Raw genomic sequence first — 25,437 nt, 5'->3', positions numbered from 1 at the left:
AAGCGGCGCGGAGACCATGGCTTTGTTGCCTTGCTGTGAGTGACTTATCGCCGAGTGAGAGCCGGGTCAACAACCGCCCAAGATATTCACGAATGATGAAAATGCCTTCACATCAAAGAGATACCACGCATTCCGCAGGGTAATCACTGATGTTTCGGCATTTTTTTCCGTCGACCGTTGCATACATTCTCCGCGCAGAGGCAGACTCACCCGCCCCGCGCTGCCAAAGAAAGCGTCATGATCACAGGAACGAGAGCGGCTCCGCGGCGGCGCGGGTCCGCCACGGGCGCAAACCGTGCGGGCCGAGCCCCGCGCGGGGCCCCCGCGGCCTCATGCGTCTCACTCCGGCTTCGGCGCGGCCCAGGGCGCCGGGCGCTTGTCGAAGAAGGCAGCGATGCCCTCCTGCGCCTCGGCGGTCTCCCAGCGCGCCGCCAGCGCGTCGATCGCCATGTCCACCTGCTCGGCCGTGACCTGCCCCGCCAGCGCGGTCAGCAGCGCCTTGCTCTCGCGCACCGCGCCGGGGGCACAGCCGAGATAGGGGGCGATTTCCGCCTCCACCGCGGCGTCCAGCGCTTCGGGCGTGACGACGCGGTTCAGCAGGTCGAGCGCCCGCGCCTCTTCCGCGCCGAAGATGCGCGCACTCATGAAGACCGCCCGCGCCTTGGTCCCGCCCATGCGGGCGATCACATAGGGGCCGATGTTAGCGGGCAGCAGGCCAAGCCGCGTCTCGGTGAAGCCGAATTTCGCGCCCTCGACGCCGACCACCACGTCGCAGACCGAGATCAGCCCCATGCCGCCGCCGAAGGCATTGCCCTGAACCTTGCCGATCAGCGGCTGCGGCAGTGCGGCCAGCGCGCCGAGCGCCTCGGCGATGCGCCGCGACTCGCGGCGGCGGGTCTCGGCCTCCATCTCGAACTGCGCGCGCATCCACGCAAGATCCCCCCCCGGCGCAGAAGCTCGCCCCCTCGGCCGAGAGCACCACCACGCGCACGGCCTCCTCCGCCGCCAGCGCCCCGGCCGCCGCCACCAGCTCGGTCATCATCTGCGCCGAGAGCGCGTTGTGCTTCTCGGGCCGGTTCAGCACCAGCTCCGCAACGCCGCGCGCGTCGATGCGTGTCTCGATCAATGCCATCTCAAATCTCCCTTGCCGCCGCGCGGCTCATCCCGTGCGCATCTTGCGCGCCATCGCGGCCGCCTCGTCCAGCACCGCGCGGCCGCCGGTCTCGTATCCGAGCGCCGCCAGCCGGTCCGCCACCGCTTCGGTCGCCACGTTGCCCGCCGCCCCCGGCGCATAGGGACAGCCGCCAAGCCCGCCGACCGCCGCGTCGAAGACCCGCAGCCCCATCGCCAGCGCCGCCTCGACATTGTCGAGCGCGCGCCCGCCGGTGTCGTGGAAATGCCCCGCCAGCTGCGCCGCCGGCACCATCCCGGTCACCGCCTGCAGCATCGCCGTCACCGCCTCGGGGGTCGCCCGGCCGATCGTGTCACCCAGCGAGATCTCGTAGCAGCCCATCTCATGCAGCGCGCGCGCCACCTTTGCCACCTGCTCCGGCGCCACCATCCCGTCATAGGGGCATTCCACCACGCAGGAGACATAGCCCCGCACAGGCAATCCCGCCGCCCGCGCCGCCTCGGCCACCGGCGCGAAGCGCTCGAGGCTCTCGGCGATGGAGGCATTGATATTGGCGCGGCTGAAGCCTTCCGAGGCCGAGCCGAAGATCGCCACCTCGTCCACCTTCGCCGCCAGCGCCGCCTCGAGCCCCTTCATGTTCGGCGTGAGCGCCGCGTAGGACACGCCCGGCGCGCGCCGGATCCCCGCCATGACCTCCGCCGAGGTCGCCATCTGCGGCACCCACTTGGGGCTGACGAAGCTGGCGCATTCAATGCGCCGGAACCCGGCCCGGCTGAGACAGTCGACCAGCGCGATCTTCTCCGCCGCCGGAATGAGCCGCGCCTCGTTCTGCAGGCCATCCCGCGGCCCCACCTCGAAGATCTCGACAAACTCTCCCATCGTCCCGCCTCTCTCCGGCCCTTCTTCTCTTTCCAAATACGCCCGTCCCGCCATCTGCCGCAGGCACGCCGCCGCTCAGGCGCCCGGCATCTCCCACGCCGGATAGAAATCCCGCGTGTAAAGCCGCGCTCCCTCCTCCGGCAGACAGCGCCGGAAGGCGTCGCGCGCGGTGATCCGGCCGTACCAGCCCTCGAGCCGCGTCAGCCCTTCGGTGCTGCGGAAGTGGCGCCCGATGTAGACCGCCTGCCCGACCGCGATGTCCACCGCCGAGAACCCCTCCAACAAATGATCGCCGCTCTGCACCAGCCGCGCCTCGATCGCCTCGAAGCATTTGCCGAGCCGCGCCGCCTCGAGCTGCATGATCACCGGCGAGCGCATGGCATCCTCGCGCAGCATCAGGTGCTGCTGGGTGAGCGCGGCGCCATGGTGGCTCATGGTCTCGGCGAAATGCAGCCAGACAAGGTAATCGCGGCGCTCGGCCTCGCCGCGCATCCGCCCCAGCCCCTTCTCGGGATAGAGCTCGCAGAGGTATTCGACGATGGCGCCGGACTCGAACATGGTCTCGCCGCCGATCTCCAGCGCCGGCACCCGCCCGGCGGGCGAGCGCGCCAGATACTCCTCGCGCCGCAGCGACTTCCCCATGCGCTCGGTAATCAGCTCATAGGGCAGCCCGAGCTCCTCCAGCAGCCAAAGCACTCGCATCGAGCGCGACTGCGGCACGTGGTGGAGGCGGATCATGCCTCTTCCTCCTCCAGCCGGATCAGCGCCGCCCCGGCCTCGACCTGCGCACCCGCCTCGACCAGCACTTCGGCGACGATGCCGTCGCGCGCGGCGCGCAGCGTGTGCTCCATCTTCATCGCCTCGAGCAGCGCCAGCCGGTCGCCGGCGGCGACCTGCGCCCCTGGCTCGGCAAAGACCGCGACCACCTTGCCCGGCATCGGCGCCTCGACGAGGTTGCCGCCCGCGCCCGCCTCGGCCGCACGGTCCAGCGGCTCGACGAGATCGAAGCGCAGCCCGTAATGAGCAAAGACCGTGACGTGGCCATCCTCGCGGAAATGCCCGGCGGCGGGCCTTCCGTCGAAGCTCCAGCGCCCCTGCGAGCGGGCGGCGAGCACCGTCGCGCCGGGCACGTCGATCTCGACCAGATCCGCGCCGCGCACCCGCAGCACGCAGGGCAGTTCCTCCTCGCCCCGGCGCAGCAACACAGAACGGGCCAGCGGCGCCCAGAGGGTAAAGCCCACCTCCCAGCCCGCGGCAGCGTCGAGCCCGGCCAGCACCAGCGCCGCCTCGGCCACCACCTGCGGCGCCAGCTCGGGCACCGAGACCAGCGCACCCAGATCGCGCCCGATCAGCCCGGTGTCGACCTCGCCCGCGGCAAAGCCCGCGTGCTCTGCAAGCGCGCCGAGGAAGGCAAGGTTGGTCACCGTGCCCGCCACCCGCGTGTGACGCAGCCCCTGCGCCAGCCGGCGCAGCGCCACGGCGCGGGTCGGCCCGTGTACGATCAGCTTGGCGATCATCGGATCGTAATGCGGCGAGATCGCGTCGCCCGAGCGCACGCCGCTGTCGGCCCGCACGTCCGCCGGGAAGTCGAGATGCGCCAGCCGCCCGGTCGCCGGCAGGAAGCCCGCGGGCACGTCCTCGGCGTAGAGCCGCGCCTCGAAGGCATGTCCGGCAATCGAAAGCTCCTCCTGCGCCAGCGGCAGGGGCTCGCCCCCCGCCACGCGCAGCTGCCATTCGACGAGGTCGACGCCGGTGATCAGCTCGGTCACCGGGTGTTCCACCTGCAGGCGGGTGTTCATCTCCATGAACCAGAAGCCGTCCGGCCGCAGCCCCCGCGAGCCGTCGACGATGAACTCCACCGTGCCCGCGCCCTTGTAGCCGATCGCCTCGGCGGCGCGCACGGCGGCCGCGCCCATGGCGGCGCGCATCTCCTCGCCCATGCCCGGTGCCGGGGCCTCCTCGATCACCTTCTGGTGGCGGCGCTGCAGCGAGCAGTCGCGCTCGAAAAGATGGACGGCCTTCTCGCCGTCGCCGAAGACCTGCACCTCGATGTGGCGCGGCGCGGTGATGTATTTCTCGATCAGCACTGCCTCGTTGCCGAAGGCGCCCCGCGCCTCAGCCCTGGCGCCCTCGAGCGCCGCCGGGAAGTCCGCCGCCGCCTCGACCAGCCGCATCCCCTTGCCGCCGCCGCCCGCCACGGCCTTGATCAGCACCGGGTAGCCGATCGCCCCGGCCTCCCTCGCCAGCCGCGCCGGGTCCTGGTCCTCGCCGAGATAGCCCGGCACCACCGGCACGCCCGCCGCGTCCATCAGCCGCTTGGCCGCATCCTTTAGGCCCATGGCACGGATCGCCGTGGCCGAGGGACCGACGAAGATCAGCCCCGCCGCCTCCACCGCCTCGACGAACTCCGGGTTCTCCGACAGGAAACCGTAGCCCGGGTGGATCGCCCCCGCGCCGGTCGCCAGCGCCGCCTCGATGATGCGCTCGCCGCGCAGGTAGCTCTCGGAGGGCGCCGCGCCGCCGATGCAGACGGCAAGGTCGGCCTCGGCCACGTGCCGCGCGCCGGCGTCGGCCTCGGAATAGACCGCCACGGTCCGCAGCCCCAGCGCCCTTGCGCTGCGCATCACCCGGCAGGCGATCTCGCCCCGGTTGGCCACCAGCAGAGTGTCAAACATCGCCGCCTCCGTTTCCGTATCCCGTCTTCGTCATTCTTCTAGGCCCAAATATCCCGGGGGAGTCGCCGCAGGCGACGGGGGCAGAGCCCCCTACTACCCTTGTTGCGGGCCTGTGGCCCGCGGGGGCAGCGCCCCCTCTCTTCCGACACCCGCGCATCACATCCGGAACACGCCGAAGCGTGTCTCCTCGATCGGCGCGTTCAGCGCCGCGCTCAGCGAGAGCGCCAGAACGGCGCGCGACTTGCGCGGGTCGACGCAGCCGTCGTCCCAGAGCCGGGCCGCGGCGTAGAGCGGGTGCGACTGCTCCTCGAACATGTCGATGGTCGGCTGCTTGAAGGCGGCCTCCTCCGCCTCCGACCAGCTGCCGCCGCCGCGCTCGATTGCGTCACGCTTGACCGTGGCCAGCACCCCCGCCGCCTGCGCCCCGCCCATCACCGAGATACGGCTGTTGGGCCAGCTCCAAAGGAACCGCGGCTGATACGCCCGCCCCGCCATGCCGTAGTTGCCCGCCCCGAAGGAGCCGCCGACCAGCATGGTAATCTTCGGCACGTTGGTGGTCGCCACCGCGGTCACCATCTTGGCGCCGTGCCGGGCGATGCCCTCGTTCTCGTACTTCCGGCCGACCATGAAGCCGGTGATGTTCTGCAGGAAGACCAGCGGGATTCCGCGCTGCGAGCAGAGCTCGACGAAATGCGCCCCCTTCTGCGCCGCCTCGGAAAACAGCACGCCGTTGTTGGCAATGATCCCCACCGGGCAGCCCTCGACATGGGCAAAGCCGGTCACCAGCGTCTCGCCATAGCGCGGCTTGAACTCGTCGAAGCGCGAGCCGTCGACCAGCCGGGCGATGACCTCGCGGATGTCATAGGGGGTGCGCAGATCGGCGGGCACCACCCCGAGGATCTCCTCGGGGTCGTAGGCCGGGGCCTCGGGCGAGCGCCACTCCACCCCCGCTGGTTTCACCCGGTTGAGCCCGCCGACAGCACGCCGTGCGAGCGCCAGCGCATGGGCATCGTCCTCGGCCAGATAGTCCGCCACGCCCGAGAGCCTTGTGTGCACGTCGCCGCCGCCGAGATCCTCGGCGCTGACCACCTCGCCGGTCGCCGCCTTCACCAGCGGCGGGCCGGCGAGGAAGATCGTGCCCTGCTCCTTCACGATGATGGTCACGTCGGACATGGCCGGCACATAGGCGCCGCCCGCGGTGCACGATCCCATGACCACGGCGATCTGCGGGATGTTCTTGGCGCTCATCCGCGCCTGGTTGTAGAAGATGCGCCCGAAGTGGTCGCGGTCGGGGAAGACCTCGTCCTGGTTCGGCAGGTTCGCACCGCCGCTGTCGACGAGGTAGACGCAGGGCAGATGGTTCTCCTCGGCGATCTCCTGCGCGCGCAGGTGCTTCTTGACGGTCATCGGGTAGTAGGTGCCGCCCTTCACCGTGGCGTCATTGCAGACCACCATCACCTCGCGGCCCATGACCCGACCAATACCGGCGATCACCCCGGCGCAGGGGGCGTCGCCGCCGTACATGCCATGCGCCGCCGTGGCGCCGATCTCGAGGAAGGGCGTGCCCGGGTCGAGCAGGTTGGCGACGCGCTCGCGGGGCAGCATCTTGCCGCGCGAGACGTGGCGCTCGCGGGCCCTCTGACCGCCGCCAGCCGCCGCCTGCGCCGCGGCCTGATCGATGAGCCGCAGCGCCTCGAGATGGCCCGCGCGGTTGGCCTTGAACGTCTCGGAGAACGGGATGGCCTGGGATTGCAGTTTCATGTGTCCTCCTGAACTCTTGCGCGCTCTGCCTCATCCTGGGCCTCATGCTCGGCCTCAGCCGTGGCGCGGGCCTTCAGCTCCTTGCGGATCACCTTGCCGGTGACCGTCATGGGCAGCGCCTCAAGAAAAGATATTTCTCTTGGGCAGGAATAGGTTGCCAACCTATCTTTCACCCAGGACTTCAAGGTCTCTGCATCCGCCTCGATGCCGTCTTTCAGCACAATATATGCCTTGACGATCTCGGTGCGCAGCGGGTCGGGCTTGCCGACCACGCCGACCGTCAGAACCGCCGGATGGGTGATCAGGCAGTCCTCGATCTCGGCCGGGCCGATGCGGTAGCCGGCGGAGGAGATCACGTCGTCCTCGCGCCCGAGGAAGCGCAGGTAATCGCCCTCCCAGGTGCCGCGGTCGCCGGTCAGCAGCCAGTCGCCGCGGAACTTCTCCGCCGTCGCCTGCGGGTTCTGCCAATATTCCAGCATCATCGAGCCCGAGCCCCGGCGGATCGCAACGTCGCCCTCGCCCTCGGTGGGCTGGCCTTCGAGGTCGATTATCGCGATCTCGTGCCCCGGCACCGGCTTGCCGATGCAGCCCGGGCGCGGATCGAAGAGCGTGCCCGCCGAGCTCGCCACCATGTTGCATTCGGTCTGGCCGTAGAACTCGTTGATGGTCAGCCCGAAGGCCTCGCGCCCCCAGGCCAGCATCTCGGCCCCGAGCGGCTCGCCGCCGCTGGCAACCGAGCGCAGGTTTGGGATACGGGCATCCGCCGCCTTCAGCATGCGCAGGGCCGTTGGCGGGAAAAATACATTTTTCACAGAGTGTTCCGCGCAGATCTTCGCGCACTTCGTGACGTCGAACTTGGCCATGCGCGCGGCCACCACGGGCACGCCGAGCGCCAGCGCGGGCATGGCGACGTCGAAGAGACCGCCGATCCACGCCCAATCCGCCGGGGTCCAGAGCACGTCGCCCGGCTGTCCGAGCCGGTCGTGGCTCATCTCGACGCCCGGCAGGTGGCCCATGAGCACCCGGTGCCCGTGCAGCGCGCCCTTGGGCTTGCCGGTGGTGCCGCTGGTGTAGATGAGGATCGCCGGATCCTCGGGGCCGGTCTCGGCCACGGGGCTGACCGAGGGCTCCACAGGCAGACCGGTGATCACCTCCAGCTCGAACGGCGCCAGCATCCCGGCCCCCTCCTTGTCGGTCACCACCGCCCGTGCCCCGCTGTCGCCGAGCCGCGAGCGCAGCGCATCCTCGCGGAAGAGCTTGAACAGCGGTACGGAAATGGCCCCCATCCGCCAGGCGGCGATATGGGCGGCGGCGCAGAGCGGCGATTGCGAGAGCAGTACGCCAACCCGGTCGCCGCGCGCCACGCCGCGCGCCTCGAGCGCGGCCTGCACCAGCCGCGACAGCAGGGCCAGCGCGCCATAGGTCACCGGACCGCGGCCGTGGTCGAGGATCGCCACCCGCTCCGGCTCAAGCGCCGCCCAGTCGTCGCAGACCTGCAAGGCCATGTTGAGCCGAGGCGGGACGCGCCAGTCGAAGCGCGCCCGCATTTCGTCGTATGTGCCCTCGGGCAACAATGGGTTCATGTCTGCGGCCCCCTCCTGACCCGCGCGTGAAGGATGCGCCCCAGCCGGTCCATCTCGTAGACATGCGCCAGATCCTCCCGCGCGCAGGTCACCACGATCCAGACCGGCGCCTCCGCGGGGCGCCCCGTGCAATCGCGTCTCTCGGCCCCCTCGGGGCCGGTCTCGACGTAGAGCGTGGCGGCGGCGGCGATCGCCTCGGTTTCCGTCAGCTCTGCCGCCTGCAGCCCGGCCCGGTAGGCCACCAGTGCCACCAGCGCGAGAAGCGCCAGCACAGGGGCATACCAGAGCGGCCGGGACATCACCTTCAGCTCATCGCGTTCATCAGCTCGCGACCCACCAGCATGCGGCGGATCTCCGAGGTGCCGGCGCCGATCTCCATCAACTTGGCGTCGCGGAAGAGCCGCGCCACCGGCGCATCGGCAAGGAAGCCCGCCCCACCCATCGCCTGCACCGCCTGATGCGCCTGCACCATCGCCTGCTCGGACGCATAAAGGCAGCAGGCGGCGGCATCCTGACGGGTGACGTCACCGCGGTCACAGGCCTTGGCGACCTCGTAGACATAAGCGCGGGCCGAGTTCATCGCCGTGTACATGTCGGCGATCTTGCCCTGCATGAGCTGGAACGAGCCGATCGGCTGGCCGAACTGCTTGCGCTCGGCCATGTAGGGCATGATCTCGTCAAGGCAGGCGGCCATGATGCCGGTGCCGATGCCGGCGAGCACGACGCGCTCGTAATCCAGCCCCGACATCAGCACGCGCACGCCCTTGCCCTCTTCGCCGAGGATGTTCTCGAAGGGCACTTCCACATCCTCGAAGATCAGCTCGGCGGTGTTCGAACCGCGCATCCCGAGCTTGTCGAAATGCGGCGAGGTCGAGAAGCCGGTCATGCTCTTCTCGATGAGGAAGGCGGTGATCCCCTTCGACCCGGCCTCGGGGTCGGTCTTGGCATAGACCACCAGCGTGTCGGCGTCGGGCCCGTTGGTGATCCAGTACTTGTTGCCGTTGAGGATGAAACGGTCGTTCTTCTTCTCGGCGCGCAGCTTCATGCTGACCACGTCAGACCCCGCATTCGGCTCGGACATGGCAAGCGCGCCGACATGCGCGCCCGAGATCAGCCCGGGCAGGTATTTCGCCTTTTGCTCGGGCGAGCCGTTGAGCTTGATCTGGTTGACGCAGAGGTTCGAATGCGCGCCGTAGGAGAGCGAGACCGAGGCCGAGGCGCGGGCGATCTCCTCGACCGCCACCACATGTGCCAGGTAGCCCATGCCGGAACCGCCGAACTCCTCGGGCACGGTGATGCCCAAGAGGCCCAGCTCGCCCATCTCGCGCCACAGCTCGTTCGGGAACGCATTGTCCCGGTCGACCTGCGCCGCCATCGGCTTGACCCGCTCCTGCGCCCAGCGATGCACCATCTCGCGCAGCGCGTTGACGTCTTCTCCAAGGTCAAAGGTCATGACCGCGTTGAACATAAGCTCGCCCCTCCCCGGCGGTTATTGAACGCTTGTTCATATCTAATCCCGCCGCCCGCCAGCCGTCAACAGCAAAGGCGCGTCACCCTGCCGTGATCCCGAGGAACGGGCCCGCGGCGGGCGCGTTGAACCGGTGACACTCAGGTAAGGAGAGACGACATGCCCAAGGATCACATGACCGACCTCAAGAATGATTTCTGGAAGCAACTGAAGGACGTGCGCGCCGGACTGCTGGCGGCGGATGGTGAACGCCCGGTGCCGATGGCACCGCATGCGGACAAGGATGAGAACGCGATCTGGTTCATCACCGCCAAGGGCTCTGCCGCCGACCGCGCGGCCAAGAGCAGCGGCGAGGTGAGCTTCCACATCGCCGACACCAAGGCCCATCTCTATGCCAACATCTTCGGCACGGCGGAAATCTCGAGCGACGAGAAGAAGCTCGACGAGATCTGGAGCGTGGTTGCCAGCGCCTGGTTCAAGGACGGGCGCGACGATACGTCGGTCCAACTGATCAAGATGACCCCCACGGAGGGTGAAGTCTGGGTCAGCAACGGCGGCGCCAGCTTTCTCTATGAAATCGCAAAGGCGCAGATGACGGATGACACGCCCGATGTTGGCGAGCATGGTCGGGTTGCGTTCTGACCCTGCCGCCAAACTGACCTAACCGGAGACCTGTCATGAAAACCACCCTCCTCGCCCTGCTCTGCCTGTTGCCCTCGATGACCCTTGCGGAGCAGGTGGGCGAGGTGGGCGTGGACTGGGTCGGCAATGACATCGAGATCGACGCCATTGCCGACCCCAAGGTACAGGGCGTCACCTGCCACATCGCCTATTTCGACCGCGGCCTGCTGGATCGGCTGTCCAAGGGAAACTGGTTCGAGGATCCCTCGAATGCCTCGATCTCCTGCCGCCAGACCGGGCCGATCGTGATCGGCGACATCGACCGCGACAAGGATGGCGAGGATGTGTTCCGCACCTCGCGTTCGATCATCCTCAAGTCGCTGCGGGTGAAACGCATCTACGACGAAAAGAACCAGACACTGATCTATCTCGCCCATGCGGCGGAACTGACCGAGGGGTCGGCCAAGGTGTCGCTCTCGACGGTGCCGCTTTTCGGCACGGATGCGAAATGGTCGGGCGAGTGACCGCTCAGGCGACCCGCGTCGCGTCGTAGCCGTAGATCCAGTCGAACTGGCCAAGCATGCGCTCTGGCGCGAGCCGGCCAAGCATCCCCATGCCCAGATGCGCGACGCCGCGCACCAGCGGGTTCTTGAGGTGGTATTTCCAGGCATTGCCGGTCGCTGCCGCCACGATCTTGTCGCAGCGGTCCCGGCGCAGCGCCTGGTAGCGCGCCAGCGCGGCCTCGCGATCTTGCATCGACGACAGGCAGGTGGCGAGCACGAAGGCATCCTCCAGCGCCATGTTCGCGCCCTGCGCCATGAACGGCAGCGTCGGATGCGCGGCATCGCCCAGGATCGCCACGCCCTCGCCGTACCAGCGCCGCGCCACCGGATGACGGAAGAGCCCCCAGAGCCCGGGCCTGTCCACTGCGGCCAGAAGCTGCGGCACGTCACCGACGAAGCCGGAGAAGGCAGCGCGCAGGTTGGCGGGATCGTCGAAGTGCGACCAACCTTCCTCGGTCCATCCGCGACGTTCTTCGGCGGCAACGAGATTGACCATCTTGCCGCCGCGCAGCGGGTAGCTGACGAGGTGCCGCCCCGGCCCCATGTGCACCCGCGCCTCGGGCGGGTGGCCGGTGAGGTTGGGCACCACCGCGCGCCAGGCAACTTGCCCGGTGAAGAAGGGCGCCGTCACGCCGTTGAGCGCGCTGCGCAGCACCGAATGCAGCCCGTCGCCGCCGATCACCAGGTCGGCGGAGCAGGAATCGCCATTCGCCATCTCCAGCCGCACCGGTCCGCCCGGATGCACCGCCGAGACCTTCTGCAGCAGCCGCACCTGCACCCCCGCCTCGCGCGCCGCTTGCGACAGCAGCCCGATGAGGTCGGCGCGATGGACGAAGTGATACCCGGAGTCCGCAGGCAGTCCCCCGAGATCGAGCCGCAGCACTTCGGAGCCACGGCGGTGATCGCGCAACGACACCGCCTGCGCCCGGCAGGCCCGGGCGCGCAGCCCCTCGGCCAGACCCAGCGCCTCGATCACCCGAAGCCCGTTGGGGCTGATCTGCAGGCCCGCGCCGACCTCGGAGATCGCCTCGGCCTGCTCGAGCACGCGCACCTCGAAGCCACGCTGGCGCAGCGCCAGCGCCGCTGCGAACCCGCCGATGCCCCCTCCGATAATCGTGACTGACCTGCCCGGCACCCTGCCGCTCCCGCTAAAGGCGAAAAAAAGAAAACGCCGGAGCCAATGGCCCCGGCGCCCTGTCTTGTCAAGCCTTTGCACCCCGACCACGGGCCGGGACACCGCGGGCTCAGTCGTCGCGATGCACCTTCTCGCGGCGCTCGTGGCGCTCCTGCGCCTCGAGGCTCATGGTGGCGATCGGACGCGCATCCAGCCGCTTGAGGCTGATCGGCTCACCAGTCACTTCGCAATATCCGTATTCGCCTTCCTCGAGCCGGCGCAGCGCCGAGTCGATCTTGGCAACCAGCTTGCGCTGACGGTCACGGGTGCGCAGTTCAAGCGCGCGGTCGGTCTCTTCGCTGGCACGGTCGGTCACGTCGGGAATGTTCCGGGTGGCTTCCTGCAGCGCCTCGATCGTATCGCGGCTCTCGGCGAGGATGTCGTTTTTCCATGCGAGCAGTTTGCGGCGGAAATATTCCGTCTGACGCTCGTTCATGAAAGGTTCGTCTTCGGCCGGACGGTAATCGTCGGGCAGAAAAGTCTCGGGCTTCATTTCTGCTCCCTCTTCAAAACCGGTGTCCGGCGAGGAAATCCTGACCGGTACCGGCACCCCTTGCGAGGCTGCTGTTATCCTACCCACCCCCCCCATGTCACTACACAATGGGATAGGTTGCGGACGAATCTTCGGCAGCTGCCTGTTTTGTAACCACGGTGTGACAGCCCCCTTCCGAAGCACCTTGAAAGCCCGCTTGAAGCGAGGTTTGCAGGCCTCTATCCCTCTGGGGAGAGCAGCGGAGGAATGCCACATGACGACCCCGAGGACCGAGCTGAGCTTCCAGGGCACCGAGGCCTATGTGGCCACCGAGGATCTGACAATGGCGGTCAATGCCGCGATCACCCTCGAGCGCCCGCTGCTGGTCAAGGGCGAGCCCGGCACCGGAAAGACCGAGCTGGCGCGGCAGGTTTCTCAGGCGCTTGGCCTGCCGATGATCGAATGGTCGATCAAGTCCACCACCCGTGCCCAGCAAGGGCTTTACGAGTATGACGCCGTGAGCCGGCTGCGCGACAGCCAGCTCGGCGAGGAGCGCGTTCATGACGTCGGCAACTACATCCGCAAGGGCAAGCTCTGGCAGGCCTTCGATGCGCCGGGCAAGGTGGTGCTGCTGATCGACGAGATCGACAAGGCCGACATCGAGTTCCCGAACGACCTGCTGCAGGAACTCGACCGCATGGAGTTCCACGTCTACGAAACCGGCGAAACCATCCACGCCCGCCAGCGCCCGATCGTGATCATCACCTCGAACAACGAAAAGGAGCTGCCCGACGCCTTCCTGCGCCGCTGCTTCTTCCATTACATCCGCTTCCCCGACGAGGAGACCCTGCGCCGCATCGTCGAGGTGCACCACCCCGGCATCAAACCCGCCCTGCTGACCGAGGCGCTGACCCAGTTCTACGAGCTGCGCGAGCAGCCGGGGCTGAAGAAGAAGCCCTCGACCTCCGAGGTGCTCGACTGGCTCAAGCTGCTGCTGGCCGAGGACCTCGATGCCGCCGACCTGCGCAAGAGCGGGGCCGATGCGCTGCCCAGGCTGCACGGCGCGCTGCTGAAGAACGAACAGGACGTCCACCTCTTCGAGCGGCTCGCCTTCATGGCCCGGCGGCAGCGCTGAGTCCCTACCGCGGCGGAAGATTCCTGCGATTGAGCCGCCTCAAACGTCACGATTCCGTGTCCCCGGCGCCTCAGAATAGGCTGAAACCGTCGATTTTGCGGTCCAAACCCCCGACAGATTGACCTTTCCCGCCTGTTTCCGGTACAAGCCCGCATCATGGCTGCCAGAAGGCGGCTCTTTCGGGCCATCCGGGCCCTTCCTCAGACGCGCGGGCCACGTTTCAGAGTCCGCATTGCATCGGACCTACATGACCAAGTTTACCGACCTGAACCTGAACCCCAAGGTGCTGAAAGCCATCGAAGAGGCGGGCTACGAGACGCCCACCCCGATCCAGGCAGGCGCCATCCCCCCCCGCGCTCGAGGGCCGCGACGTGCTGGGCATCGCCCAGACCGGCACCGGCAAGACCGCGTCCTTCACGCTGCCGATGATCACCCTGCTGGCGCGCGGCCGCGCCCGGGCACGGATGCCGCGCAGCCTGGTGCTCTGCCCGACCCGCGAACTCGCGGCGCAGGTCGCCGAGAACTTCGACGTCTACACAAAGCACCTGAAGCTGACCAAGGCGTTGCTGATCGGCGGCGTCTCGTTCAAGGAGCAGGAGCAGCTCATCGACAAGGGCGTCGACGTGCTGATCGCCACCCCGGGCCGCCTGCTCGACCATTTCGAGCGCGGCAAGCTGCTGCTCACCGGCGTGCAGATCATGGTCGTCGACGAGGCCGACCGCATGCTCGACATGGGCTTCATCCCCGACATCGAGCGGATCTTCTCGCTGACCCCGTTCACCCGGCAGACGCTCTTCTTCTCGGCCACCATGGCCCCGGAGATCGAGCGCATCACCAACACCTTCCTGTCGGCCCCCGAGCGGGTCGAGGTCGCCCGCCAGGCCACCGCCTCGGAGACGATCGAGCAGGGCGCGGTGTTCTTCAAGGCGTCCCGCAAGGATCGCGAAGCCTCCGAGAAGCGCGCCGTGCTGCGCGCGCTGATCGACAAGGAAGGCGACGCCTGCACCAATGCGATCATCTTCTGCAACCGCAAGGTCGACGTCGACATCGTCGCCAAGTCGCTGAAGAAATACGGCTACAACGCCGCCCCGCTGCACGGTGATCTCGACCAATCGCAGCGCATGCGCACGCTGGACGGTTTCCGCGACGGCTCGGTCCGCCTGCTGATCGCCTCCGACGTGGCGGCGCGCGGGCTCGATGTCCCCTCGGTCAGCCATGTGTTCAACTTCGACGTGCCGAGCCACGCCGAGGATTACGTGCACCGCATCGGCCGCACCGGGCGCGCCGGGCGCCAGGGCAAGGCCTTCACCATCGTGGTGCCGAAGGACGAGAAGAACTTCGAGGCCGTCGAGGCGCTGATCCAGAAGGACATCCCGCGCATCGACTCGCCGGTTCGCGGCACCCCGGTCTCCGACGCACCGGTCCCGCAGGACGAGGAAAAGCCCGCCAAGCGCAGCCGTTCGCGCTCGCGCCGCACCGAGCGCAGCGAGGCCGCGCCCAAGGTGGATGCCGCGCCCAAAACCGAGCCCGTCTCCGAGGCGCCCGCACCCGCACCCGTGCCTGAGGTGGCCGAGCGGCAGGAGCGCGCCCCGCGCAACGCGGAAAAGCCCCGCGGCCGTGGTCGCAAGGGCGAGCGCGAGAGCACCGTGGTGGGCATGGGTGATCACATGCCCGAGTTCATCGCCCTCAGCTTCGAGCAGCGCCGCGCCAGCTGAGGCGGCCACATCCCCATAAGAAAAGAGCCGCCCCTCGGGGCGGCTCTTTTCGTCCAGGCTGTTCGTCCGGGCCGGTGCGCATGCCGGAGGGCATCGATGCGGCCCAGTCCGGCCTGCCTCCGGCGGGGATATTTGGACCTAGAAGAAAGACAGGCATCCCGCAATTTCTTCTAGGGTCAAATATCCCGGGGAGCGCGAGGGGCAGCGCCCCTCGCCTCATCAGGTGCCGCGCCTCCGGCGCGAGGGGCAGCGCCCCTCGCTTCCTTCGCACCATTAGGCCAGCTTGGCGTCCATGGTGATCTCTGCGTTGAGCAGCTTGGAGATCGGGCAACCGGCCTTGGCCTTGTTCGCCGCCTCGAGGAAGGTCTCCTCGCTGGCGCCCGGGATCACGGCGGTCAGCTTGAGGTGGCTCTTGGTGACCGCGAAGCCGCCGTCGACCTGCTCCAGCGTGACCGTGGCGACGGTGGAGATGTCCTCGGCCTTGAGGTCGTAATCCCCGAGGATGTTGCTCAGCGCCATCGAGAAGCAGCTGGCGTGGGCCGCGGCGATCAGCTCCTCGGGGTTGGTTCCCGCCTCGTCGCCGAAGCGCTTGTTGAAACCGTAGTTCTGCTTGTCCAGCACGCCGGACTCGGTCGAGACGGTGCCCGTCCCGTCCTTCAGCCCGCCCTGCCAGTTCGCGGATCCGCTCTTGTTGATCATGTCTTGGGTCTCCTCTTTCTGCCCCCACGGGGCTCTGGTCGCGAACCTAGCACAGCGCGGCGCAAGGTCACGTCTGTCGGAAAAACTTCATGCGCCGGCGCCGGGTGGCCGGTCGGAATGGCCGAGGTCGCGCTCGGGGTCGATCACATCGCGCAGGCGCTGCTTGATGACCTTGGGCTCGGGAAAACCGCCGTCGCGCTTGCGCTCCCAGAGCAGCACGCCGTCCACCGAGATCTCGTAGGCCCCGCCGTAGCCGGGCACCAGCGTCACCCCGCCAAGCTCCTGTCCGAAGGTCTGCAGCAACTCCTGCGCCATCCAGCCGGCGCGCAGGAGCCAGTTGCAGCCGGTGCAATAGGTGATCGAGACCTGCGGTTTGGGAGCATCGGTCATGGTGCGGCCTCCTCAGAGCGGCAGCGCGTTGGTGTTCTTCAGCTCTTCCATCGAGAGCAGCGCGGTCACGTTGTAGACCTTCACCTCGGAAATCAGCGCCTGGTAGAAAACGTCATAGGCCCGGGCGTTCTTCACCCGCACCTTGAGGATGTAGTCGATCTCGCCGGCGAGGCGATGCGCCTCCATCACCTCGGGCCGCTCGCGCAGCGCCTTCAGGAACTTGCGCTGCCAGTCGGCCTCGTGCTCGGAGGTGCGGATCAGCACGAAGAAACAGGCCTCGAAGCCCAGCTTCTCGGGGTCGGGGATCACCACCTGCGGGCCGATGATCCCGGCCTCGCGCATCTTGCGGATGCGATTCCACACCGGGGTCTTCGAGGACCCCACGGCGCGGGCGATCTCGTCCAGCGAACGGCCCGCGTCCTCCTGCAGTTCCAGAAGGATTTTCCGGTCGGTCTCGTCGATCGCCATGGCTGTTCCGCCCTTTCGCCTGCATTGGAACGTCTGCACCATCCTTAACCACAGGACGGAACGTATGTCCTTATATTTCCGCCCCTCTGGCCGCAAGGGGGGACAAAATTCTATATTGAACGGCAACAAACCCCACCCGGAGTGTATCCCGATGCCGAAGCCCTTCACGCCCAAGGTCGTCACCGCCAATGCGCTGATCGAAGGCGACGTGATCTATCTCGCAGCCGATGACAGCTGGGTGCGCGATCTCGCCAAGGCCGAGGTGATCACCGACGAGGCGATCGCGCAGATGCGTCTTCTGGACGCGCAGGCCCGCGCTTCGGAGACGGTCGGCGTCTACCTCGCCGACGTCAAGCTGGGGACCAATGGCGCCGAGCCGACGCACTTCCGCGAGGATTTCCGCCGCACCGGCCCCTCGAACTATTTCCACGGCAAGCAGGCCGAAGCCGACGCCTGATCCGGCGCCCTTCCCCACGCAGCGACCAGGCCAGACGCAGGAGACCCAGATGTACCGCTACACCGAGTTCGACACCGCCTTCATCCAGGAACGCAACCGCCAGTTCCGGGCCCAGGTCGAGCGCCGCATCGCCGGCAACCTCACCGAGGACGAGTTCAAGCCGCTGCGCCTGATGAACGGTCTCTACCTGCAACTGCATGCCTACATGCTGCGTGTGGCGATCCCTTATGGCACCCTGTCGAGCGCGCAGATGCGCCAGCTCGCGCTGCTGGCCGAGAAGTGGGACAAGGGCTACGGCCATTTCACCACCCGCCAGAATATCCAGTACAACTGGCCGAAGCTGTCGGACGTGCCGGACATGCTCGACGCGCTGGCCGAGGTGAACCTGCACGCCATCCAGACGAGCGGAAACACCATCCGCAACGTGACCGCGGACCATTTCGCCGGCGCCGCCGCCGACGAGATCGCCGACCCGCGCCCGGTGGCCGAACTGCTGCGCCAGTGGTCCACCGACCACCCCGAGTTCCAGTTCCTGCCGCGCAAGTTCAAAATCGCCGTCACCGGCGCGCCGAACGACCGCGCGGTGATCAAGGCGCATGATATCGGCATCGAGATCGTCTCGAAGGACGGCCAGATCGGCTACCGGGTGCTCGTCGGTGGCGGCCTCGGCCGCACGCCGATGATCGGCAAGGTGCTGTCGGACTTCGTGCCGCAGGAAGACCTGCTGCCCTTCGTCGAGGCCACCGTGTCGGTCTGGAACCTGCTCGGTCGCCGCGACAACAAGTACAAGGCGCGCATCAAGATCACCGTGCACGAGCACGGAATCGAGGAAATCCAACGCCTCGTGGAAGCCCGCTTTGCCGAGACCAAGGCGGCTTTCAACGGTGCCGATCTTGACCTTTTCGAAGAGATCAAGCTCAGCTTCCAACCGCCGGCCTTCCGCAATGCGCCCGAGGACGACTTCACCGCCGCCTATGACGCCGATCCGGTGTTCCGTTCCTGGGCCGACACCAACCTCGCGCAGCACAAGGCGCCGGGCTACGCCATCGTGCAGGTCTCGCTGAAGGCACATGGCCAGACCCCGGGCGATGCCTCGGCCGAGCAGATGCGCGTGCTGGCGGACCTCGCCGAGCGCTTCGGCCACGACGAGCTGCGCATCTCGCACGAGCAGAACGTGATCCTGCCGCACGTCCACAAGTCGGACCTGCCGCAGCTGCACCAGATCCTCAAGGCGCACGGGCTCGCGACTGCCAACATCGGCAAGATCTCTGACATCATCGCCTGCCCCGGCATGGACTACTGCGCGCTGGCGACGGCCCGCTCGATCCCGATCGCCACGCAGATCGCCACCCGCTTCGACGAGCTGAAGACCGAGCACGAGATCGGCGACCTGAAGATCAAGATCTCTGGCTGCATCAACGCCTGCGGCCACCACCACGTGGGCCATATCGGCATCCTCGGGCTGGATCGCGGCGGCGTCGAGACCTACCAGATCACCCTCGGGGGCGACGCCACCGAGACCGCCGCGCTCGGCGAGCGCACCGGTCCGGGCTTCTCCTACGAGGAGATCGTGCCCGCCATCGAGCGGCTGGTGGACGCCTACCTCGACCAGCGCGAGAGCCCCGAGGAGACCTTCCTTCAAGCCTATCGCCGGCTCGGCATGGCGCCCTTCAAGGAAGCGCTCTACGAGACCGAGAAGAACGCCGAGGCAGCCTGAGGCGATGACCCTCCAACTCCCTCCCAACACGCCCGAGACAGGCGCGAAGGCTCTGCTGCCGGATGAGCTGGCAGAGCTGCGCGCGCGGGTCGACGCGCTGAACGCGCGCTACCGGCACCACGGAGCGACCGCGGTGCTGGAGGGGGCCCTGCGCGATCCCGAGGCGGGGCGCATCGCCATGGTCTCGTCCTTCGGGGCGGAATCGGTGGCGCTGCTGCATCTCGTGGCGGTGGTGGACCGGACGACGCCGGTGCTCTTCATCGACACGCGGCTGCTGTTTGCCGAGACGCTGGAGTATCAGCTCGAGGTCTCCGAGCGGCTGCGGCTGTCGGACGTGCGGGTGATCCGCACCGATGAGGCGCTGCTGCAGTCCCGCGACCCCTACGGCGCGCTGCGCTTCTCGGACAAGGACGCCTGCTGCGCCCTGCGCAAGACCTTCCCGCTCGAACAGGCGCTCGGCGGCTTCGACGGCTGGATCACCGGGCGCAAGCGCTATCAGTCGAAGACCCGCGCGGGCCTCGAGTTCTTCGAGCTCGAAGAGGAAACCGGGCGCATCAAGGTGAACCCCATGGCGCATTGGGCGCCCGAGGACATCGGCGCCTACATGGACGAGAACCGCCTGCCCCGGCACCCGCTGGTGGCGCAGGGCTACCCCTCCATCGGCTGCGCGCCCTGCACCAGCAAGGTCGCGCCCGGAGAGGACCCCCGCGCCGGACGCTGGCGCGGCGAAGACAAGGTTGAATGCGGCATCCATTTCGTGAATGGCCAGGCCGTGAGAGAAGGACAGAGCCAATGACCGTCATCGTGACCGACGAGGGCTTCGGCCCGGACAGCTGGGCAGATCAGGACACCCCCGTGCTGGACCTGCCCTCCGACACCGACCCCGCGACGCTGGAAGTGCCGCACAACGCCATCCACGTGCGCATTGCCTTCCCCAGCTTCGCCGATGGCCGCGGCTTCACGCTGGCGCGCCTGCTGCGCCTGCGCGGCTACACCGGCACGCTGCGCGCCGCCGGCCACGTGATCTCGGACCAATACGCCATGGCCCGGCGCTCGGGCTTCGACGAGATCGAGATCTCGGACGAGCTGGCCGCCCGCCAGCCCGAGGACGAGTGGAAATTCCGCGCGAACTGGCAAAAGCACGACTACCAGTCGCGGGTGCGCGGCTAAGACGCCTTTCCCCTGACCTGCATCGACGATATAGCCAAGGGACCGGCCCCGCGCCGGCGAGAGACATCATGACAGAGTTGAAACCCGTGAACGAAGCCACTGCAGCGAAAGCCGATGCGCCGAAGAAGATGGTGCTTCCCGACGCCCAGACCGTCACCTTCGTGAAGCACTGGACCGACCGGCTGTTCTCCTTCCGCGTCACCCGCCCCGCCAGCCTGCGCTTCCGCTCGGGCGAGTTCGTGATGATCGGCCTGATGGGCGATCCCGACCCCAAGACCGGCAAGCAAAAGCCGCTCCTGCGCGCCTATTCCATCGCCTCGCCCTCCTGGGACGAGGAGTTGGAGTTCTACTCGATCAAGGTGCAGGACGGCCCGCTCACCTCGAAGCTCCAGCACATCAAGGTCGGCGACGAGGTCATCCTCCGCCCCAAGCCCGTCGGCACGCTGGTGCATGACGCGCTGCTGCCCGGCAAGCGCATCTGGTTCTTCGCCACCGGCACCGGCTTCGCGCCCTTCGCCTCGCTGCTGCGCGAGCCGCAGACCTACGAGGATTACGACGAGATCATCATCACCCACACCTGCCGCGAGGCGGGCGAGCTGACCTATGGCGCCGAGCTGATCGAGAGCCTGAAGACAGACGAACTGCTCAACGAGGTGATCGGCGAGGGCTTCTGGAAGAAGATCAAGTACTACCCGACGACCACCCGCGAGGAGAGCCCCAAGATGGGCCGCATCACCGACCTGATGCGCTCGGGCGAAGCCTTTGCCGATCTCGGCGTCGCGCCCCTGAACCCCGAGACCGACCGCGCGATGATCTGCGGCAACCTTGCCTTCAACCTCGAGCTGAAGCAGATGTTCGAGGATTACGGCCTCGAAGAAGGCGCCAACTCGGACCCCAAGCACTACGTGGTGGAAAAGGCCTTCCTCGACTGAGAACGTGTTACCCTGAAGTATTGGAAAGCCCCGGCACTGCCGGGGCTTTTTTTGCATTGCGGACGTACCCTGCGCCGCGTGTGAAGCGGTCAACTGCGCGCCGGGCGCGCGCGGCGCTGCCGCTCGGCCGAAGGGTCAAGCGCCACCAGCAAGAGCGCGGCGAAAAAGATCAAAAGGCAGAGCGCCGTGTAGATTGACATTGCCTCGACGAAGGGCAGCGCCAGCGGCGAGCCACGGTGGAAATTGTGCACGAAGAGCACCGCGACGATCCCCGAGAGCCCGGCCATGGCCGAGAGCACCGGGACCTCGGCCCGGCAGAGCCGCGCGCTGCACAGGCCCGCAAGCCCGAGCGCCGCGACGATCAGGCCGGCAATCGTGCCCGGCGACATGCGGTCCGACGGCGCGCGCGTCTCGGCCAGCACGTCCAGCCCGCCGCCGCCAAGCTGAATGACGATGGAGTTGGTCAGCGCCACCCCTGCCGCAATAGCCGCACAGGCCAGCACCGCGCCGCGCAAGGGCTGGCGCTGCAGGTGGATCAGGAGCCCCGAAAACAGCAGGCCGAAGGTGATCGCCGTGCTCGGCACCATGGCCGCGCGGTTCGGAGCGCCGCGCACCAGCACTTCGACCCCCAAAAGCCACCCCGCCAGAACGGCCCCCACGAGGAGAAGGGCAGAGAGCGAAAGGACCAAGGGCAGCCAGCGGTGCGGCATGTCAGTTCTACGGATCGCCATTGTGATCTGTCTCGGAGCGTGGAACTTGTTTGCGGGAAGTACGGCACAATAGGGTGCATGGATCATCCCGTGCCAGACAGAAATCCAGCACGGGCAGAAAAATTCTGTGTCAGCCGATCGGCAGCCCTAGCGCTGCTCAGAGGCCGAGCCGATCGCGCGCCTCTTCCAGCACCGCGGCGAGCTGGTCCGGCGCGTCCTTCACCGAGGCCAGCGCCGACTTCGTCGCCTCCTTGGCGGCAAAGCCAAGGTCGGACTGCTCGATATAGGCCACGGCCTTGTCATAGTCGAAACCCTCGACCGTGAAGAGCTCGTGCAGTTGCTCGTCGTCATCCGGGCCACCTCGGCGCCGGTTTCGGAGGCGCTGTGCATCGCATCCCCTGCCGTGGCGCCGGCATTGTCCATCGCGCCCTCGGCCGAAGCCATCGCATCCTTGGCGGTCTCGCCCACCGCGTCCGCCGCGCCCTTCACGGTGTCCGCCGCCTTGCCCGCCGCATCGGAAATCGCCGCCATCGCGTCATCGGCGGCCTCGCCCGCCTTGTCCATGGCCTCGCGCCCGGCGGCAGCCGCATCATCGGCCGCCTGCTCGAGCGTCCGCCCGGCGCTCTCGGCCGCGGCATCCGCCTCGGCACCCGCCTTGTCCATGCTGTCATCGACAGTCCCGGTCACCGCCTGGTCGCTCTCGACGGGGACGCCCTCGTCGCCGCCGCGCATACCGAATACCAGGAAGCCGAGCAGCACGATGGCCCCGACGATCAGAATCGCTTGTCTCATCTCATATGTCTCCAGTCTCGCGTGAGTGTCGCGTCGGTGTGAGATAGGCATTCACATTGCCACGATCACCCGCGGCCCGGTGCATCGGCGGCGCCTCGCGCCCCAGATGAGCGGGTTGAGGCCCGACTTGCCGCGGTTTCGGCCAATTGCCGCTTGAAACACCCGCCCCGCAGCACTACTTTGCGCGCCTACGAGACACGGCAACAAAGGACGAAAACCATAGCTCGCAGACCTCACAACGCGCCCCCGACGCGCGACACCGGCCCCCGCGTCAACGATCGCATCCGGGCTCCTGAAATCCGCCTGATCGGCGCCGAAGGTGAAAACCTCGGTGTGCAGACTCCTGCTCGCGCAATGGAGATGGCAGAGGAAGCGGGGCTCGATCTGGTCGAGATCTCGCCCAACGCCAAGCCGCCCGTCTGCAAGATCATGGACTTCGGCAAGTTCAAGTACGAACAGCAGAAGCGTGAGAGCGAAGCGCGCAAGAAGCAGAAGACCATTGAGGTCAAGGAAGTCAAATTCCGCCCCGGCACCGACACGCACGACTATGACGTCAAGATGCGCAACGTGCTGAAGTTCCTCGAAGGCGGCGACAAGGTGAAGATCACCCTGCGGTTCCGCGGCCGCGAGATGGCGCACCAGAACCTTGGCCGTGAACTGCTCGAGCGCGTGGCGGAAGACGTCAAGGAAGTGGGCAAGGTCGAGAACATGCCCAAGATGGAAGGCCGCCAGATGGTCATGATGATCGGTCCGGCTGCAAAGTAACCACCGATCCGCGATCCGGAAACGGGTCCGACGAGGGAAACCCGCCGCGCTGCCGCCGGCGGGTTTTGCTTTTTTTGCGGGGTGGTTCGCGCGCTGCCCCCGCCCGCCTGCGGCGGACTCCCCCGGGATATTTCTGCCTAGAAGAAAGACCGGGCGCGGCGCGCTCAGCCCTCGCGCGGGCGCGGGCGGGAGGGGGGCTCTTTCAGCAGACCGCCAACGCCCATGGCGGCGATCTGCCCGGGGGTGACCCGCTGGCCGCAGATCAGCCGCTCGAGCACCCAGTCCGCGCCGTTGATCGCCGGCGAGCGGGCGCAGCCCGGCAGGCCGATCACCGGGCGCCCCTGCAGCTCTCCGAAGAACAGCAGGTTGCCGGGATCGACCGGCATGCCGAAATGGCTGACCTCGCCGCCCGCCGCGCGCAGCGCCCCGGGGGCGACGTCATGCAGGTCGGAGGTGGCCGAGCCGGTGAGGATCAGGAGGATGTCGCCCGGCGCCTCGCGGAGCGCCTGCGCCAGAGACTCGGTCCGGTGCGGGACCAGCACCCGAGGACCGAGCTCGGTGCCGAATCGCTCGAGCCGCGCGCGGGTGGCGCGGCGGCCCTTGTCGCCGGGATCGCCGCCGACCTCGGTCTCGATCAGCGTGGCGGTCCTCGCCACCGGCCCGTGCAGGCGCAGCGCCCCGCCCCGGGCCGCGGCGCAGGCGGCCTCGAGCGCGACCTCCGGAACAGCGTAGGAAATGATCTTCACCGTCGCCACCATCGCCCGCGGTGCGCAGCGCTGCCAAGGGCGCAGGGTCGCCACGGTGATCATCGGGTGCACCGCGTTCACCGCGTCGATCCGCGCGGCATCGACCTCGAGCACGCCGGGGCCGAGCGCGTGCAGGTTGACCCGCCCGGTGGTCGCCGGCCCGATGCGGAGCTGCGCGCCAGCGGGATCGGGCAGCAGCGCCTCGGCCAGCCGCTGCGCCGCCGCGTCCTCGGGCACGTCGCCGGGCTCCAGCCGCGCGACGATCACCTCGGTGAGCCCCGCATTCCGCATCCTGCCGAGGTCGGCCCCGGTCAGCACATGGCCTTTCTTCAGCTTCGATCCGGGCAGCGCGACCGAATGGGCCAGCACCGCGCCCTCGGCCGCGGTCAGTGCCACCGGTCCGAATTTCATGCGCCGGTCCTCAGCACCCGGGTCATCTCGGCGAGGATCGACACGGCGATCTCGGCCGGGCCCGAGGCGCCGATGTCGAGGCCGATGGGGCCGTGGATCAGCGCGATCTCTGCTTCGGTGAAGCCAGCCTCGGTCAGCCGCGCCACACGCTTGGCGTGGGTGCGGGTGGAGCCGAGGGCGCCGATGTAGAAGACCTTGCTGCGCAGCGCCGCCTCGATCGCCGGATCATCGAGCTTGGGGTCATGCGTGAGCAGAACCAGCGCGGTGCGCGTGTCGAGGCCCAGCTTGGTAACAGCCTCGTCGGGCCAGTCGTCGAGGATCGTCTCGCCCGGAAAGCGCGCCTCGGAGCCGAAGGCGCCGCGCGGGTCGATGAGCACCGGATCGTAGCCGGCGATGCGCGCCATCGGCAACAGCGCCTGCGCGATATGCACCGCGCCGACGACCAGCAGCCGCAGCGGCGGGTTGTGGATGGCGACGAAGCTGCGGCTGTCCTCGACAAAGCCTGAGCGGTCCATGCGGAAGGCGGGCTCGTGCCCATCGTAGGCAAGCGCGCGCGTCTGGCTGTCGAGGTCGACCACATAGGCCACGGGCCTGCGCGCGGCGCGGGCCTCGCAGAGCTCGGCGAGCAGCGCCTCGGGCAGCGCCGAGCCAACCGGCTCGACCAGCACGCGGATGGTGCCGCCGCAGGCGAGGCCGACGGCGAAGGCATCGTCGTCCGAGACGCCGAATTCCAGCTCGCGGGACTTGCCCTCGTCGAGCGCCTCCAGCGCCTCGGTGATCACCGCCCCCTCGACGCAGCCGCCGGAGACCGAGCCCTCGATCTCGCCGCTGCCGGAGATGGCGAGCTGGGCGCCGGTGCGGCGCGGCGCCGAGCCCCAGGTCTGGATAACCGTGGCCAGCGCGGCCCTGCGGCCCTCTCGGTGCCAGGCGAGCGCGGTTTCGGGTATGGCGTCGAAGTCTCGGATGGTCGTTGCCTTCGGGTCTGTCGTGTGCTTGGTCATC

25 protein-coding genes and 2 pseudogenes are annotated in these 25,437 nt (G+C 68.0%); 10 read left to right on the top strand and 17 right to left on the bottom strand.

The features are described from left to right. Nucleotides 1-339 precede the first annotated feature (339 nt). The 8 genes and pseudogenes from CLG85_RS06345 to CLG85_RS06310 form a co-directional block, all read right to left on the bottom strand. Nucleotides 340-1,132, bottom strand: a pseudogene (locus tag CLG85_RS06345) (crotonase/enoyl-CoA hydratase family protein). Between the two features lie 27 nt (nucleotides 1,133-1,159). Then, nucleotides 1,160-2,011 carry a hydroxymethylglutaryl-CoA lyase gene (locus CLG85_RS06340; RefSeq protein WP_260348591.1) on the bottom strand — a complete coding sequence of 284 codons (852 nt, stop codon included), beginning with the start codon at nucleotides 2,009-2,011 and terminating at the stop codon, nucleotides 1,160-1,162. Nucleotides 2,012-2,086: 75 nt separating this feature from the next. Further along, nucleotides 2,087-2,749 carry a glutathione S-transferase family protein gene (locus CLG85_RS06335; protein WP_095882554.1) on the bottom strand — a complete coding sequence of 221 codons (663 nt, stop codon included), beginning with the start codon at nucleotides 2,747-2,749 and terminating at the stop codon, nucleotides 2,087-2,089. Next, nucleotides 2,746-4,686: an acetyl/propionyl/methylcrotonyl-CoA carboxylase subunit alpha gene (locus CLG85_RS06330; RefSeq protein WP_260348589.1), complete on the bottom strand. Its 1,941-nt coding sequence runs from the start codon at nucleotides 4,684-4,686 to the stop codon at nucleotides 2,746-2,748. Before CLG85_RS06330 ends, CLG85_RS06335 begins: the two co-directional genes overlap by 4 nt. Before the next feature lie 156 nt (nucleotides 4,687-4,842). Continuing rightward, nucleotides 4,843-6,447, bottom strand: coding sequence for a carboxyl transferase domain-containing protein (locus tag CLG85_RS06325; RefSeq protein ID WP_095884225.1), 1,605 nt, complete (start codon nucleotides 6,445-6,447; stop codon nucleotides 4,843-4,845). After that, nucleotides 6,444-8,030: an AMP-binding protein gene (locus CLG85_RS06320; protein ID WP_260348588.1), complete on the bottom strand. Its 1,587-nt coding sequence runs from the start codon at nucleotides 8,028-8,030 to the stop codon at nucleotides 6,444-6,446. Before CLG85_RS06320 ends, CLG85_RS06325 begins: the two co-directional genes overlap by 4 nt. Next, on the bottom strand, nucleotides 8,027-8,329 hold the full coding sequence (locus tag CLG85_RS06315; RefSeq protein WP_260348587.1) for a hypothetical protein: 303 nt from the start codon (nucleotides 8,327-8,329) through the stop codon (nucleotides 8,027-8,029). Before CLG85_RS06315 ends, CLG85_RS06320 begins: the two co-directional genes overlap by 4 nt. Nucleotides 8,330-8,334: 5 nt before the next feature. Continuing rightward, nucleotides 8,335-9,498: an isovaleryl-CoA dehydrogenase gene (locus tag CLG85_RS06310; protein ID WP_095881347.1), complete on the bottom strand. Its 1,164-nt coding sequence runs from the start codon at nucleotides 9,496-9,498 to the stop codon at nucleotides 8,335-8,337. A 159-nt stretch (nucleotides 9,499-9,657) separates the two neighbouring features. Between CLG85_RS06310 and CLG85_RS06305 the strand changes: the two genes are divergently transcribed. Both CLG85_RS06305 and CLG85_RS06300 read left to right on the top strand, forming a co-directional pair. Beyond that, complete coding sequence (locus tag CLG85_RS06305) at nucleotides 9,658-10,140, top strand: pyridoxamine 5'-phosphate oxidase family protein (RefSeq protein ID WP_235865329.1); 483 nt, start codon at nucleotides 9,658-9,660, stop codon at nucleotides 10,138-10,140. 35 nt (nucleotides 10,141-10,175) lie between these two features. After that, complete coding sequence (locus tag CLG85_RS06300; RefSeq protein WP_095881346.1) at nucleotides 10,176-10,643, top strand: CreA family protein; 468 nt, start codon at nucleotides 10,176-10,178, stop codon at nucleotides 10,641-10,643. Between the two features lie 4 nt (nucleotides 10,644-10,647). Here CLG85_RS06300 and CLG85_RS06295 read toward each other — a convergent pair whose 3' ends face one another. Then, a complete protein-coding gene (locus tag CLG85_RS06295; RefSeq protein WP_095881345.1) occupies nucleotides 10,648-11,817 on the bottom strand; it encodes an FAD-dependent monooxygenase in 1,170 nt (389 codons plus the stop codon). Between the two features lie 109 nt (nucleotides 11,818-11,926). Next, entirely contained in the window at nucleotides 11,927-12,349 is a 423-nt protein-coding gene (gene dksA / locus CLG85_RS06290) for an RNA polymerase-binding protein DksA (protein WP_095881344.1), read from the bottom strand. A gap of 274 nt (nucleotides 12,350-12,623) precedes the next feature. Between dksA and CLG85_RS06285 the strand changes: the two genes are divergently transcribed. Together CLG85_RS06285 and CLG85_RS06280 are read left to right on the top strand one after the other, a co-directional pair. Beyond that, complete coding sequence (locus tag CLG85_RS06285) at nucleotides 12,624-13,463, top strand: AAA family ATPase (protein WP_095881356.1); 840 nt, start codon at nucleotides 12,624-12,626, stop codon at nucleotides 13,461-13,463. A gap of 247 nt (nucleotides 13,464-13,710) precedes the next feature. Then, nucleotides 13,711-15,178: pseudogene (locus CLG85_RS06280) on the top strand (DEAD/DEAH box helicase). Nucleotides 15,179-15,451: 273 nt separating this feature from the next. Here the strand turns inward: CLG85_RS06280 and CLG85_RS06275 are convergent. The 3 genes from CLG85_RS06275 to CLG85_RS06265 form a co-directional block, all read right to left on the bottom strand. Continuing rightward, entirely contained in the window at nucleotides 15,452-15,877 is a 426-nt protein-coding gene (locus CLG85_RS06275; protein WP_095881342.1) for an OsmC family protein, read from the bottom strand. Between the two features lie 87 nt (nucleotides 15,878-15,964). Next, on the bottom strand, nucleotides 15,965-16,267 hold the full coding sequence (locus CLG85_RS06270) for an Rdx family protein (protein WP_095881341.1): 303 nt from the start codon (nucleotides 16,265-16,267) through the stop codon (nucleotides 15,965-15,967). A 12-nt stretch (nucleotides 16,268-16,279) separates the two neighbouring features. Next, a complete protein-coding gene (locus CLG85_RS06265; protein ID WP_095881340.1) occupies nucleotides 16,280-16,735 on the bottom strand; it encodes an Lrp/AsnC family transcriptional regulator in 456 nt (151 codons plus the stop codon). A gap of 151 nt (nucleotides 16,736-16,886) precedes the next feature. On the opposite strand from CLG85_RS06265, the gene CLG85_RS06260 reads away from it, so the two are divergent. The 5 genes from CLG85_RS06260 to CLG85_RS06240 all read left to right on the top strand — a co-directional run bounded on the left by CLG85_RS06260 (nucleotide 16,887) and on the right by CLG85_RS06240 (nucleotide 21,011). Further along, nucleotides 16,887-17,192: a DUF2849 domain-containing protein gene (locus CLG85_RS06260; RefSeq protein WP_095881339.1), complete on the top strand. Its 306-nt coding sequence runs from the start codon at nucleotides 16,887-16,889 to the stop codon at nucleotides 17,190-17,192. Between the two features lie 49 nt (nucleotides 17,193-17,241). Then, entirely contained in the window at nucleotides 17,242-18,909 is a 1,668-nt protein-coding gene (locus CLG85_RS06255) for a nitrite/sulfite reductase (RefSeq protein WP_095881338.1), read from the top strand. A 4-nt stretch (nucleotides 18,910-18,913) separates the two neighbouring features. Next, nucleotides 18,914-19,705, top strand: coding sequence for a phosphoadenylyl-sulfate reductase (locus tag CLG85_RS06250; protein ID WP_095881337.1), 792 nt, complete (start codon nucleotides 18,914-18,916; stop codon nucleotides 19,703-19,705). Continuing rightward, on the top strand, nucleotides 19,702-20,079 hold the full coding sequence (locus CLG85_RS06245) for a DUF934 domain-containing protein (protein WP_095881336.1): 378 nt from the start codon (nucleotides 19,702-19,704) through the stop codon (nucleotides 20,077-20,079). Before CLG85_RS06250 ends, CLG85_RS06245 begins: the two co-directional genes overlap by 4 nt. 68 nt (nucleotides 20,080-20,147) lie before the next feature. Then, complete coding sequence (locus CLG85_RS06240; RefSeq protein ID WP_095881335.1) at nucleotides 20,148-21,011, top strand: ferredoxin--NADP reductase; 864 nt, start codon at nucleotides 20,148-20,150, stop codon at nucleotides 21,009-21,011. A gap of 89 nt (nucleotides 21,012-21,100) precedes the next feature. Here the strand turns inward: CLG85_RS06240 and CLG85_RS06235 are convergent, their stop codons facing one another. After that, nucleotides 21,101-21,742, bottom strand: coding sequence for a hypothetical protein (locus CLG85_RS06235; protein ID WP_141244471.1), 642 nt, complete (start codon nucleotides 21,740-21,742; stop codon nucleotides 21,101-21,103). A 198-nt stretch (nucleotides 21,743-21,940) separates the two neighbouring features. Continuing rightward, on the bottom strand, nucleotides 21,941-22,513 hold the full coding sequence (locus tag CLG85_RS06230; protein ID WP_260348585.1) for a hypothetical protein: 573 nt from the start codon (nucleotides 22,511-22,513) through the stop codon (nucleotides 21,941-21,943). A gap of 180 nt (nucleotides 22,514-22,693) precedes the next feature. Here CLG85_RS06230 and infC point away from each other — a divergent pair, with 180 nt between their 5' ends. Continuing rightward, entirely contained in the window at nucleotides 22,694-23,278 is a 585-nt protein-coding gene (gene infC, locus CLG85_RS06225; RefSeq protein ID WP_311734964.1) for a translation initiation factor IF-3, read from the top strand. A 164-nt stretch (nucleotides 23,279-23,442) separates the two neighbouring features. Here infC and CLG85_RS06220 read toward each other — a convergent pair whose 3' ends face one another. Both CLG85_RS06220 and CLG85_RS06215 read right to left on the bottom strand, forming a co-directional pair. Beyond that, nucleotides 23,443-24,435, bottom strand: a complete 993-nt coding sequence (locus CLG85_RS06220; RefSeq protein ID WP_260348584.1) for a molybdopterin-binding protein — start codon at nucleotides 24,433-24,435, stop codon at nucleotides 23,443-23,445. Further along, nucleotides 24,432-25,436, bottom strand: coding sequence for an XdhC family protein (locus CLG85_RS06215; RefSeq protein ID WP_260348583.1), 1,005 nt, complete (start codon nucleotides 25,434-25,436; stop codon nucleotides 24,432-24,434). The genes CLG85_RS06220 and CLG85_RS06215 overlap by 4 nt, the downstream gene beginning before the upstream one ends. Nucleotide 25,437: the final 1 nt, after the last annotated feature.

This window comes from Alloyangia mangrovi, assembly GCF_002300555.2.
GTDB lineage: Bacteria > Pseudomonadota > Alphaproteobacteria > Rhodobacterales > Rhodobacteraceae > Salipiger > Salipiger mangrovi.
The sequence above is the reverse complement of the archived record's forward strand: the minus strand, read 5'-3'. Positions and strand labels throughout refer to the sequence as shown.